The 13,526-nt window shown below is 35.8% G+C and carries 8 protein-coding genes and 1 pseudogene; 8 read left to right on the plus strand and 1 reads right to left on the minus strand.

The features are described 5' to 3' along the window. Nucleotides 1-428: 428 nt before the first annotated feature. Nucleotides 429-1,192, plus strand: a pseudogene (locus LJE12_RS08045) (IS5 family transposase). On the opposite strand, the gene LJE12_RS08050 reads toward LJE12_RS08045, so the two are convergent. Next, nucleotides 1,184-1,708: a phage integrase SAM-like domain-containing protein gene (locus LJE12_RS08050; RefSeq protein WP_227292147.1), complete on the minus strand. Its 525-nt coding sequence runs from the start codon at nt 1,706-1,708 to the stop codon at nt 1,184-1,186. The pseudogene LJE12_RS08045 and the gene LJE12_RS08050 sit on opposite strands and share 9 nt — an antisense overlap. Nucleotides 1,709-2,003: 295 nt before the next feature. Here LJE12_RS08050 and LJE12_RS08055 point away from each other — a divergent pair, with 295 nt between their 5' ends. From LJE12_RS08055 to LJE12_RS08085, 7 genes are all read left to right on the plus strand, one after another. Next, nucleotides 2,004-2,774, plus strand: a complete 771-nt coding sequence (locus tag LJE12_RS08055) for a prolipoprotein diacylglyceryl transferase family protein (RefSeq protein ID WP_227292174.1) — start codon at nt 2,004-2,006, stop codon at nt 2,772-2,774. Next, nucleotides 2,774-3,286 carry a hypothetical protein gene (locus LJE12_RS08060; protein WP_227292149.1) on the plus strand — a complete coding sequence of 171 codons (513 nt, stop codon included), beginning with the start codon at nt 2,774-2,776 and terminating at the stop codon, nt 3,284-3,286. The genes LJE12_RS08055 and LJE12_RS08060 overlap by 1 nt, the downstream gene beginning before the upstream one ends. Further along, nucleotides 3,283-4,344 carry a hypothetical protein gene (locus tag LJE12_RS08065; protein WP_227292151.1) on the plus strand — a complete coding sequence of 354 codons (1,062 nt, stop codon included), beginning with the start codon at nt 3,283-3,285 and terminating at the stop codon, nt 4,342-4,344. The genes LJE12_RS08060 and LJE12_RS08065 overlap by 4 nt, the downstream gene beginning before the upstream one ends. A gap of 19 nt (nt 4,345-4,363) precedes the next feature. After that, the gene (locus tag LJE12_RS08070) at nt 4,364-7,885 is read left to right on the plus strand and encodes an FtsK/SpoIIIE domain-containing protein (protein WP_227292153.1); all 3,522 of its coding nucleotides are present in this window, start codon (nt 4,364-4,366) and stop codon (nt 7,883-7,885) included. Nucleotides 7,886-7,956: 71 nt separating this feature from the next. Then, a complete protein-coding gene (locus tag LJE12_RS08075; RefSeq protein WP_227292155.1) occupies nt 7,957-8,436 on the plus strand; it encodes a hypothetical protein in 480 nt (159 codons plus the stop codon). 2 nt (nt 8,437-8,438) lie between these two features. Further along, the gene (locus LJE12_RS08080) at nt 8,439-8,921 is read left to right on the plus strand and encodes a hypothetical protein (protein WP_227292157.1); all 483 of its coding nucleotides are present in this window, start codon (nt 8,439-8,441) and stop codon (nt 8,919-8,921) included. A gap of 39 nt (nt 8,922-8,960) precedes the next feature. Continuing rightward, entirely contained in the window at nt 8,961-13,520 is a 4,560-nt protein-coding gene (locus tag LJE12_RS08085) for an ATP-binding protein (RefSeq protein WP_227292158.1), read from the plus strand. Nucleotides 13,521-13,526 lie beyond the last annotated feature (6 nt).

A 13,526-nucleotide genomic window follows, 5' to 3' on the forward strand; every position in this document is an offset into this window, starting at 1 on the left:
TGTATATAATTTTCCTACATGGCAATACTGTAAGTACAAAGATATATTCGACAGCCGCATAATCATTAATTCGACAGCAAAATTTTACATATCTATTTCTTATCAGAAAGATTTACTTTCCATAGACACAAGAATTTTTACACCCTCGTTTGCTCCGACAAAGAAATGTCCTCCCACCGTAAAGCACAAATTTCACCAATCCGTAAACCCGTAAACAGACATACAAGAATTCCTATATTACAAGGTTCTGGATTTTTCAATATATACATACAAAGCTGTTTTTGTTCAATTTTATTTAAAACTCGTATTGGTTTCGAATCTTGTTTTACTTGAATATCACTAGAGCGTGTCTGAAAAATAAAAATTGCACAAAACGCATGTTTTATTTCCCTTTTTCATGATAAAATAAAGAAAAAGGGGTGTTCACTATGTTGAGACGATATGAGTTGACTGATGAAGAATGGCTTCGCATTGAACCTTTATTACCTCCTGAAAATACTGGAAAACAAGGACGTCCAAGGAAAGACAATCGTATCATTATGAATGGAATTGTATGGCTTGCACGTAGTGGAGCACCTTGGCGCGATCTTCCTGAACGTTATGGTTCATGGAAAACTGTCTATAGCCGATTCCGAAAATGGATCGATGATGGTATCCTTGATAATATTTTCCGTATTTTAAGTCTTGAAGCAGAATTGGAAGAATTATCCATTGATGCTTCTATTATCCAGGCGCACCAGCATAGTGCCGGTGCAAAAAAAGGGGGCCTTCAAATGAAATCGGGCATAGCCGTGGAGGAGCCAGTACCAAAATCCATGCGACAGTAGATGCCTATGGATATCCAGTTTATTTAATGATCAGTGAGGGACAGCGTAATGATATCAATTATGCAATCCCTTTGCTCGATCAAATTGAAATAAACGGAAGCAATGTGTTAGCTGACCGAGGATATGACAGTAATAAATTACTTGATTATGTGTACGCCCGCGGTGGAGAGCCAACCATTCCATCCCGAAAGGGAGCTAAATTTGAACGTCATTGTGATTGGTGGTTATACAAAGAACGCCATTTAGTAGAAAAGTATTTTCTGAAATTAAAAGCATTCCGACGAATCGCTACACGTTATGACAAATTAGCTGCAACCTACTTGGGATTTATTTGTATCGCCTCAATATTAATTTGGTTAAAATAAACAATTTAAAATGTTTTTCAGACACGCTCTAGGATTATAGGCAACATAAATTCCTTTTTTTACAGCAAATTTTGTGATACTTCTAATTATTGAAAGAACATCATTTACAGTTTTAGAGGATAATCCTTGCTCTTTTTTTTCACCAGATTTCAATAAAAATCTGCAATGAGATTCTATTAATTCATAAGTTATTGTATCAAAAGTTTGCTTTCCGTACTGTGGAATAACATAAAGGGTTAATAAATTATGATATTTATTTTGTGTGGATAGTTTGGTGTACGCTTTAATACTTTCATACCATTCTGAAGCAAGGGTAGAAAATAATGGAGTTTGTTTTTTGACAAATCGTACATTAATGGTTGAACTTTTTTCCTTCAACTTTATTTTTGTTTCACGATATGTTCGTGAATACACATATCCATATACTATTTTCCCTTCGTCAGTCCTTGCTTTTATATATCGTCCTTCCCATCTACCGTCTTTCCTTTTGTATATGTTTTCTCCTTTTTTAGGCATAAAATAGCCTCCTTTCATTTGCGACTATCATTTTGACGACTTATGAGAAATAAAAAACAAATTTTTTTAAAAATTGCTATTCATTTTATACGTTTTTGGACATTAACACATTGACGCAAATATATTTAAGCAGTAAAATAAATGCATATCGTGTTGAAAAATGGTATAAAAACCATTCACAGAGTAGGATACTCTACGAAAAATATCATATAAATAAACTGCTAGATTCTGTTGAGAGAATTGTTCAGACAGTATATTGTGAATAGAGGTGAAAATACTGATAACTTTTAATAGTGTGAATTTTCAGATATTCGGCACACCTGCATATTTTTTATGCGCATTTGCAGGATTTGTTGTTGCAACATCTGTTTATATTGTTCTTATGTATTCTAAAAGATATGATATCTCGCAAAGTATGAAGATTTTGATGATTTCTCTTTTTGGTCTGGTATTAGGAGCCAAAATATTTGGATTTTTAACCGGAATATATAGAAATATAGGAACTGGGGAAAAAGTGACTTTAGAAACAATGCTGGATACAGGAATAGTGTTTTATGGTGGATTGCTCGGTTTACTTATTGTATATATGTTGTGTTTAAAGTCAAAACGTTACTGCTTGGATAAATATGCCGTAGATATTTTGGCTGTATGCATACCATTATTCCATTCAATAGCGAGGATAGGTTGCTTTTTATCTGGATGTTGTTTTGGAAAAATTTATGAAGGTGTGCTATCAATAAATTATATAACAATAATAAATGGGAATATTGACGAAAATATGCGTTTTCCTATTCAACTTATAGAAGCATTATTTGAATTTTTGCTTTTTTTATATCTTTTAAATTCATTAAATAGCGATCGATGGAAAGAAAAAAAACTATTAGTAAGATATCTAATTTTCTATAGTATCTTTAGATTTATGTTCGAGTATTTGAGAGGGGATATAAGAAGAGGACTCATATATGGTATTTCATTTAGCCAATGTATATCAGTTTTTATATGGATGAACTTAGGCTTTTTATATCTAAGACAATATATAATTTCTAAACGAAAAGGAGGATTATAATGGGCAAGACAATCTTATATACATTAAAAGGAGCAGCTATAGGGGCTATCGGAGCAGTTTGTTTATTTGTAGTGGGGTTTTGTATTGAACTATTTAATATGGGTTGTGCAATATTAACGTGTGATTGCGACAAACCAATGGTATTTGATTGGTCCGGAATGTGGGGACTGTTATTTATATGCACTATTGGCGGGGCAGTTGTTGGTATGGTATATGGGATTTATAAAGCAAAAGAGGAAATCAATGCTGAGAAGTCTAGGAGAGAAGCTGAAAATTCAGAAGCAGCGCGAAAACAGAGAATTCAATGGGCAAGCGAAGTGAAACAGAAAGCATTAAATGTAAGTAATACTTGTGAAGCAAATTGTAAAAATGTTCTACCGCTTGTAAGCAGTGCATATAAAGCAGATGCTCAAATGGAACTTGTTTTGTCAGAATTGGCTAAAGCTGCTGAATTGATGGGTAAAGTTGATGCGATGGCGGAAGATGTTCAGAAAGGTGGAGAAACTAAATGATAATTGTTACATGTCACAAATGTGGAAAAAAGATTCATAAAGCTGATAAGTGCCCATATTGTGGTGATTCGACAAAATTTGGGACTGTGAATGTAATGACAGATGTACATGAAAATGCATATATGGAATATTCACAGTTAGCTACTATTTTGGACTCAGGAGATTTTGCAAAATTAATAGAAAAATCTCGAGTTGTGCTACGGTGGATGCCAACCTGCTCTGAAGTTTTTTGGATGCGATTGTTAGCAAAAAATGGATGTAAGACCGATGCAGAACTTATACAAAAAGGGATAAACTGTGATGATTCAGGAGATTTTTATAATGCATATAGATATGGAACGTCTGTTGAAAAAGCTACATATGATAACGTTAAGAATTTGATTGGAAATGTGCGTACTATTCTTGAATCAGCAATTATTACTCATGAATATGAAGAAAAAGCTGCGACTTCTATTATGAGATGCAAAAGTGAGTTTCCTTTAGAACTTCAGGTTAAACGTAAAGAACTTTTTGAACTTTGGACACAATTGGAAAAAACGGAACAAGAGATGCATGTCATTGAACAGGAATGTAAACTTTTGCTTAATGAGCATAAAATAGCATTGGATAATTCAAAAAGCGAGGCTGCTCAAATAAAGACTCAAAGCTACAAGCTTAACGAGTGCACATCCGAGGAATTTAACGAATATATGATTCGATTGGGGAATGTCTTAAATCAATCAGATACTAGTAAAAAAGAGATTGAATTAATGAGAAAACAGTTACCTTGGGTAGAGACATTTAATAATAAGGTTCAAGAACGAGAAGAAATTAATTTAAAGATTACATCAAAACTATCTGATTTAAAATCGTATGAGAACAGAATTAAATCTACAGTTTCAGAAATTGAGCATATAGAAAAAAGACATCGACTGGCATTACGAAATTTGGCTAATTATGATTTTCAAAGTACAATCTCGTTATTAGGAATTAAGAAATATGAAGAAAGTTTGAGTAACGCAGGTTTAACATTGGCTTCTAGAGATGTAAAAGAAACTCAAGGTTTGTTTGATAATTAATCAGAAGGAGTACGGCTATATGGAATATACAGCAGAATTATTTGTGGAATTTTTGACAAAGTTAGGGTCGCTGGATAAAGATATCAGATCTACCCTTTCTGCGTCTGAAAGCATGGTATCATCGCGAGAATCTAAAGAACAATTTGAATGGCAAGAAGTTCAAAACAGATTAAGTCAGGTGCAAAGCCTAAGAGTATCCAAAAGTAAAAACGTTTTAACAGAATATTGCAATAATGTTGAAAATATTTTTTCTAAAGAAGTAAGTGATAAGAGAAGCTATTTTTTACGTCTGCAGAAGTGTAAGGAAGTATTGTCATTGCTTACAAGTGCAGAAAGTATTATTACGAATAAGGAGGTATATGATTCAATAAAAACGGGTCAAACATATTCGGTTAATATTTCAATTGAAGACTTACTTGCTGGAAAAATTGATTTTTTTGGAATGTCATATGCTGTAAACATTGCAATCAGAGATGGAAGGAAAAAAGAAATTTCAATAGCTAGTTCAAAGCTTTACAGTACATGTCGATATGCAGAACAAATTTTAATTCAAGAAAAAACAAACATTTTATCTCATATTAGTGGAAATAGGGATAGTGTTCGTAAAGAATATAATGCTGCAGGTGAAAAAGCTCATCGAGATATGGAAAAAGAATGGAATGTATCTTTTGAAAAATTTAATGAGATGTCTGCAAGCTTTGCACAGCAAAAGAAATCATCAAGAGCAAAAACTAGGGTAACAGAAGTGGAAGCAATTTCTGGCAAAAAAAATCAATTGGGAAAAATTATCGAGCGTTTTTGCACGGAATTTTCGCCAGAGCAGTTTGAAGAAGAGTACATTCGCTTGTATTCTTTGGAACCATCGTATAATCATTACGAGTGTGTATCAGAAATGCCTCGGAATCTTTATATAAGTACTCTGGAATATGATCTTTCAGAATGGAATTTATGCGATTATACAAAAGAATTTTTGGACAGATACTATTATTTTATGTATGGGGAGAATAAATTATATATTCCTCATTGTGCTCAGTTTGGTCAGAAATTCAATTATTTGTTTAAGTGTAACGGGACTGCCAAAGGAAAGGTTGTGAGTGATGCATGCAATATGGGAATGCGTTTATTCATGATGCTTCCACCTGGCAAAGTAAACTTTACTTTTGTTGATCCAGTATCTTTGGGCGAGAGCTTTGCAATGTTCACAAGACTCGTTAATGTAGATGATAGAACAAGTGAAGTTATAAATGGAAAAATATGGTCTTCTCCGAATGATATAGAGGATAAATTGAGGATTATGACGGATCATATCTCAAATGTTACTCAAAGATGTTTGCAGGGGAAATATGATAATATTTATGAGTATAATAAAGTGGCAGAGCAGAACGCAGAAGCATATCAAATTATTATGCTTATGGACTTTCCGGCAGGACTGTCTGAACAATCATTGCGACTTTTGGAACAGATTTCTACTTCTGGCCCAAAGTGTGGCGTGTTTACTATAATTTATAGAAATGAAACACAGTTTAGCAAAATCCCTGAACGCTCCCAGCCTTTAGTTACAAACATAGAAAATGGATTTCAGGTGTTTGATTATTCAGATGATGCAAAAAAAATTACATGTTCAAAAGGAACCGTAAAAGGACAGCCACTTTTGTGGAGTGGAATTGAAATGCCGTCTGCTGAATATATGGATAAAATAATAGATATATTGAAAAAAGGTATTAAATCTGCAGATAAGGTAGTCATTGGAATTGACAAGGTAAATAGAACTGAGAATGAGAGGGAACCAGAAGAGACATCAACAAAGAATGGAATTCGAATTCCAATAGGATTACATGGTGCTAAAGAGGTTCAATATCTTACTCTTGGAGTCGGAGGCAGTCATCATGCTTTGATTGCTGGCGTTGCCGGATCTGGTAAATCAAGTTTGTTACATACTATTATTCTTCAAGCACTTTCGCAGTATGGACCGGATGAATTGAGAATTTATCTTGTAGACTTTAAACGTGGTGTGGAATTTAAGATTTATGCAGATTACAAACTTCCTTCGTTTGAAGTTGTTGCGATTGAAAGTGAACGTGAGTTTGGATATAACATTCTTAAAGCACTTGAAAGAGAACAGAAAATTAGAGCAGATCGCTTTAAACGTGTAAAAGAAAGAAAAATTGATCGTATTGAGGATTATCGTGCATTGCCAAATGCAGCCCCGATGCCAAGAATTTTGGTTATTATGGATGAATTCCATGAATTGTTCTCAAATGCTAGTGATAAGATTGGAAAAGAATCAGCAGAGATGATGGAGCGAATTGTTCGTCAGGGTCGAGCTTTTGGTGTTCATATTATTCTTGCGTCCCAGAGTTATTCAAATGTGGGGGGATTAGATAAGTCTGTTTATGATCAGATGGCGGTAAGAATTGTTTTGAAATGTTCAAAGACAGATGCATCCCTTCTACTTGGAGATGGTAGCTCGGATGTGGATCAGATTTCAATTGATGATCCTGGACGTGCAATCTATAATTCGGAAGCAGGAAATAAGGAATACAATAGTCATTTCCGAGTAGCTTTTATTGACCCGTCTAAACATCGTGAAATTCTGGAAGGTGTCAGTGAAAGAACTTGCAAGCTTTCCAATAATAAAACAAGAATTCTCCTTTCTAATATTGAAGATAACAAATATAGCATTTTCAATCAGTTTACAGACTATGATATGGAAGCGTGCAAGGTTCCTGGAAGATTATATTTAGGTGAGCCACTTAGTGTTGTAAATAATCTCAACATGGATTTGGTAAGAAATGAATATGCAAACATGTTGATGGTTGGTTCTGATAGTGATAAGGCAAGAAGCATGTTTGCGTTTGCTATGCTCAGCTTGGCTATTAACTATTGGGTATCTCACAATAAAAAGGCACCAGAGGAACCGTTTATTTATTTTCTGAATTACAAGCCGCTTAGAGATGACTATTTCATTGATGCACCCAATATATTGGCTGCAGAGTTACTAACTAAGTATGTAAAGAATATACCAATTAGTAATCCTGGTGAGATTAGAAATACTATTCAGAATTTATATTCAGCATCTATGGATACACAGGGCAGTGTAAGTAGCGAGAACAAATATTTGATGGTATTTGGTTATCAGAGAGCTGAAGACCTGAAATCTGAAGATAAGGCTGCGGAGAAACAGGACATTATGAGTATGATGTCTTCGAGAAATCAAGGACCGACACATTCGATGAAGGAAATGATCGAAGTGATTCTGACAATGGGAGCACAGAATGGAATACATTCAGTATTTTGGCAGGATGATTTTAAAGCACTCGATTTTGCTGATCGAAAACTTATCACTTACTTCTATCAGAAGATTGCTTTTGATATGTCCAAAGAAGATTATTCACAGTTCGTTGGCGTGAATGATATTAGTCAGTTTGGTGAAAATACAGCTGTATATAATAATCGAATCGATGATACAAGAAGCTTCAGACCATATCAGTCGCCAGACAGGGAGTGGCTTGAAACTGTATGTGAGTCTTTGAATCAGTGATGGATTAAGGAGAGGGTAAGTTGTGATATCACTCCTACCCTCTCCTTCTTTAGATTAATGGAGGTTACACCATGGGTGAATTAAAAAATAAAGGTCGTGAAGGCGTAAAAGAAAATCAGGATAAGTATCAGGAAATTCATGAAGGTGCTGAGCAGTCTCTTGAAGAGAGAAATCGGAATATCGAAATCGTCCATTCGTTAGAGGGTGTTGATGATGATGATAAAGCTTCTATTGAGGATAGCAAGGAGCAAGGCAAAGAAATAGCAGACCAGATTGCAGAGAGTCAGATGGAAGCACCAAAAAATGAAGTGAATAGCAGAATGGAGAGCACTGTAAGTGAAATGAAAGACCTTGAAGGTCGAGAAAAAGATGATGTTAGCAAATCAAGTGCAATGGATGGCAATTATGGCGATGTTGGCGCAGGACTGGAGAGTAAATTCGAAGAAAGTGCTAATGAATTCAATGATATTGCCACAAGTGGAGAAGAGATTCAGGAACAGTCTAATGCTCAGATTGATAATATCATTCAGAACATGAAAGAAGATTGGTAAATATGGGGAAATTAGAAAACCGACTTCGAGAAACTATAGCTGACCTTCAAGAAAAACATAATGAAATAGTTGAACAGGGCGAGGAAAAGCTTAGGGAAAGAGATGAACATTTAGCCCCACTAATCGGAAGATTAGAAGAAATTGATGATGAAGATATTGCTTCGATTCAGAATGCGGGAGATTATGACGTGAACTCTCTTAAGAGTATTATTGATGCGTTAGAGTGCATAGATGATGATGATGCAGTAGTAATTCAGGAAGCAAAAGATGCAGCGAAACAGGTTTCAGGAAGTCTGGATGACGTTAATCAAACTATCGAGATTGAACCACCTCATGAGTTGATTGATTATGGCACAAGTCTATGTGGAGACTTAGAAGACGCGACTACGAATTTTGAAGATACTGTGGTCGAAATAGAGAATAATGCGGAAGAGTTTTCAGAAGAAATAAGTAAAATTATTCAGGAAATGAAAGAAGCATGGTAAGCAAATTGGCCTTGTTTGGGGGCAGAAAGGAAAATGCGAATGGAAGAGCAAACATACTATCTCATATTTACAGTAGATAGAATACCTGATCTGACATTAACAAAATATAGTGTGTTAGATGGATCCAGTGTTGATGACATTATGGACAAGCATGGAGTATTTCTGCGCCAACTTCACAGACTTGGCTCAACATCTGGAGTATATTTCCATCTTTTGTATTATTTTGATCCTGATGAAAGAATACCTAAGGGACATCATCTGTCGGTTGTATTTTATGCGACTTCAAGAGATCGGAGAAAACTGGAGGGCATTCGAGAGTTTTTGACCACCTCTGTTTTAAGCACTTACTATGATTTTCATTGCTATGAGGTAAGTACGGAGTTTTGCCCAGATACATTACTGACTTCTGATAAGAGAACAGAAAATGTAATCATGTTGACAAATATTGCTGGACAGAAAAAAACATACGGAATACATGGTTCAAATGTTGCTGATGTAAGTAGCTATAAGGCTGAAGTTAGTATGGGTTTACGCCAGACTATCACTTGTGAGATTGCTTCTGATGGTGATGCTGTCTTAAGCTTTAATTCTTTGAAAGCGAATAAGAATGGACAGATTCTTTTTTCAAGAAAGCATGTTCTGGCGAAGAGAATGCAAATAGTCGATGGGAAACTGAGACTGTTTGAGAATGATAAGATTGATTCTATTTATGAAGATTTTGAGTATGAATTAAGTGAAACATGGGAGCAGGTGTTTATAGAAGAACGTTCTGCTGACGATGGAACACGCTTCATCTGTTATTTTGAGCCTGATGGAACCAAAATTATTGAAATTGGTTCCAAAATGGTGCCGATGTATTTTTCTGAGAGGCATATAGTGGCTCGGCATATCGAATTTGGAATGAATGAAAATGGTGTTAGTACACTGTTTGTTATTCATGATGACGGAGCAAAACCTGACGAATATCAATATGACTTAACAGATGAACAGATTAATCGTTTCATCAACGATTTTAATAGTGGTTCAAACAGAGTCGCAGTTTGTTATTTCAATACATCAGGAAATATAATCGTAGAACTTGGATGTCATGATGAAATCCATGGAGATGCGAAAACATTTTTGACAAATGCTCCAGAAATAGAACGGAAATTTAATTTTGCTGCCTTCTTAACTAAAAAAGACTACTATTTGCCTGCTCAAAATAGATTGGATATTGATCCAGCTGGAGAAGTTCCGCTGTACTCAATTATGGAATGGGAACCTTGTGAGGATGGCAGACTGTACAATGTTCTCAAATTGATGGAAGGCTATAATAGCACAGTTGCTCTGCGTATCGACATTTTCCCTGTTGAGCAGACACAGTATATTCGACAGAAAATATTGCCATATGCAGATACAAGAAAAAGAATATCTGAAAGACAACAAGGAAAAGATGATAACAGCGAAAATATTATCAAATCATGGGATAAATATCTTCAAAACATGATGAAATTCCCTCAGTTTTTTGCAAATGTTGTCGCTTTTTCTGATAAAGAAGATATTGCTGTAATGCTTGCAGATAGCGTTGCTGCGGAAGCGGTTGAGTCAGGTACATATATTATTGAGAAAATTTATAAAGAGAATGGAATGTCGGTATATTACAGCGATCAGAGGGCACTTAACCTCGTTCGACTTGCTGAAAATGACGACCTTAGACTTAGACCGGACTCTCCTCTGTATTATAAGGAACCTGGAAATTATATTGCCCAACTTTTGACTTTGTATACTCTTGAAGAATTACGGCCGATGTTCTCGTTGCCTATTCTCTATCCGGGTGAATCAATCGAATGCTTGAAAGAGACGGATCCTAAACCGTTCAAAGAAAAAGATGGTGAGTCGGTATCTCTTGGAACGAGTAGTTTGGGATATGATGTCGATTTTCCTGTTAAATTGTTTAAAAAACATGCATTTATTGCTGGTGTTCCTGGTGCAGGAAAGACCAATACCATGCTCCATTTAGTAACCAGTTTGTGGAGAGATACAGAGGAAAAAATTCCTTTTCTAGTATTAGAACCAGCAAAGCAGGAATACCGCGCTCTGGCAAAGATTAAAGGAATGGAAGAATTAAGAGTATTCTCTCCTGGCGCGGACACATACTTCCCTCTTCACATTAATCCATTCCAGTTCCCAGTTGGATTGACATTGGCAGAACATATTGCAAATTTGAATGCAGTATTTGCAGGTGCATTTGAATTGCCGCCTCCTTCACCGCATTTTATCGATACATGTATTGAAAAAGTGTATCTTGATAAAGGTTGGAATGTCAATGAGAGAAACACGTTGGATGAGAATGGCAATTATCGCCATGAATTTCCAACGTTGCAAGAGTTGTATGCTTCGCTTGAAGTTGCCGTTAAGAATTCTCACTATCAGGGTGAAACTCTGGGTAACTTACAATCTGTGTTGGAAGTACGTGTAGGAAGCCTTTTAAAACGTGAAATCGGTAATGTTTATAATGTTCGAGAGTCTATTTTGAAACCAGAACAATGGTTGGATGTGCCAGCAATTATAGAGTTGGAATCTCTTGGTGAAGGCCCTGCAAACTTTATGTCATTGTTGCTTTCAACGTTAATTCGTGAAACTTTGAAAGTTAGAAAAACGAGTGATAATGAAGGTGACGTCGATAAACCAAGCAAGGATTTGAACCACGTTATTTTCTACGAAGAAGCGCATAATTTAATTGGTCCCGACACGGATAGCCCTATGGGCGATTCAGTAGATCCTAAAATTTCTGCTACAAAGTATGTAGTTAAAATGTTGGCAGAGGTTCGAGCACTGGGTGAAGGTATCGTTATTGCGGATCAGTTACCAACAGTAATGGCTCCTGAAGTGTTGAAAAATACCGGACTCAAAATTGCTCATAGAATTACAGCGCAGGATGACCGAGCGCTTCTGGGTAGTACTATGTCTGCATCGCCTGATCAGTTGGAAGAACAAGGAACATTTGGAACCGGATGGGCTTTGATTTTCTATGAAGATCTTCTGAAGCCTTACAAGATGAGGGTTCACGAGTGGGATATTCAAAATAAAGATAAAAATAAATATGATTCTCCTACGAACAAGCAGCTTTTCTCGTATCTTAAGGACAATCAGACATATCGTTCTACCCTTCTTACAAGTGCAAAAATCATGAAGGAAAAGATGGATGTTGAATATGATCAGTTACGTAGACGAGGAGAAAAGTTAAAGGAAAACATTGATAAAGAGTACTTGATTATAAGGGCATTAAGTCGGGGGATTGAAAATCAAGAGGCGGCTTCGCTGGAGATGCAGCTTCCGGAAGATGTAGAGCGTAACAAAATAGAACTTCAAAAACAGAAACAGGCAGTCGAGGAAAGAAAGTCTCGATTCCTTCAAAAGAATAGCCGAGAGTTACATCAGCTTTGTTGGGATTATATTAACCAGTACTATGCCACAATCACGTTAGCAAATAACTATGATTTCACATCAGAGAGATTGTATGCAGCTTCGGTTAGTGGCTTCTTTACCATCTTCGAAACTATGCGTTCATTAGTGGATGTACCTGAGTTGACTGAAACGTTGGTGTCTGAGCTTAAGAATGTTATATCTGATACGGAGCGTTTTGTTTCGTTGGATAAAACAAAGGAATGCGTATTGAAAGGTAGCGATATTTATCCTGATCTGCAGTTTGCCAGTGGTTATTACTGGGTCAACGATACATATCTCAAAAAGAAAAACTTGGTAGCAAAAGCAAAGCGTATTCTTCAGTTAGACAGTGATCGCGAAAAGTACATCAATTCGTATTGCGCTGATTGGACTAATGAGTTTGTTGAAGTATACCAAAAAGCTGATGCATACGCTGAGGCTACAGAAAGACTCATCTTAATTAAAGAATTCGAAGCAAAGGCTCTGTATGTTGATGAACCAGAAGCATATGAGCAAATGATGAAGCAGATCAACGACTATAAGAATAAGAAATACGCATTGTATAAGATGCTTCATTCTATGGTAGTTGGTCCAATTAAAGAAGCATTTAGGTTTTTAAATGGAGCTGATAGGATCGCATTCCTGAAGGCATCAAAGAAAATCAGAGAATTACATTTGGAAATTGTAAATTATCTGGACTCACCTGCAGATGCTAAGCTGTCAGGTTGTGATCGTTATAAAAAACTTAGAGAAGAAGCAACCGTAATTATAAATATGGATCTGTTGGCCCGTATTGAATTGGCAAGATCCAATAGGTTGCTACAAACGGAACAGTTAATCTCTTCCAATAGTACAGAAGAAAAGAAAAAGATTATTAGATTGATTCGTGATACTCATAACGCATATTTTGAGGCTTATAGCAGATATAACGTTGAACGTTTTGATTATCAGATTATCTTGGTTAATTTCTATATGCAGTATTTAGATAGCATGATGGATTTTGGAGAAATAGCTGTTCAAGAAATGATAAATGATGATCCTTCGAGATATGAAGTGAAGAAGTGTTCTGAAATCATTCAAAAATTGATTTCAAACGATACTGTTCCAGAAACCCAGAAGATTTCTTGGAATAGGATTCAGAATCGGTGGATTAAATTCTTCAAGGAAGCATAGTAACAA

The organism is Blautia sp. DFI.6.71 (genome assembly GCF_020593585.1).
Classification (GTDB): Bacteria; Bacillota; Clostridia; order Lachnospirales; family Lachnospiraceae; genus Blautia_A; species Blautia_A wexlerae.

Bases quoted from the DNA above. Each gene is read 5' to 3' on its own strand.
- LJE12_RS08050 (WP_227292147.1), bottom strand. From the start codon at position 1,708: ATGCCTAAAAAAGGAGAAAACATATACAAAAGGAAAGACGGTAGATGG.
- LJE12_RS08060 (WP_227292149.1), top strand. From the start codon at position 2,774: ATGGGCAAGACAATCTTATATACATTAAAAGGAGCAGCTATAGGGGCT.
- LJE12_RS08065 (WP_227292151.1), top strand. From the start codon at position 3,283: ATGATAATTGTTACATGTCACAAATGTGGAAAAAAGATTCATAAAGCT.
- LJE12_RS08070 (WP_227292153.1), top strand. From the start codon at position 4,364: ATGGAATATACAGCAGAATTATTTGTGGAATTTTTGACAAAGTTAGGG.
- LJE12_RS08075 (WP_227292155.1), top strand. From the start codon at position 7,957: ATGGGTGAATTAAAAAATAAAGGTCGTGAAGGCGTAAAAGAAAATCAG.
- LJE12_RS08080 (WP_227292157.1), top strand. From the start codon at position 8,439: ATGGGGAAATTAGAAAACCGACTTCGAGAAACTATAGCTGACCTTCAA.
- LJE12_RS08085 (WP_227292158.1), top strand. From the start codon at position 8,961: ATGGAAGAGCAAACATACTATCTCATATTTACAGTAGATAGAATACCT.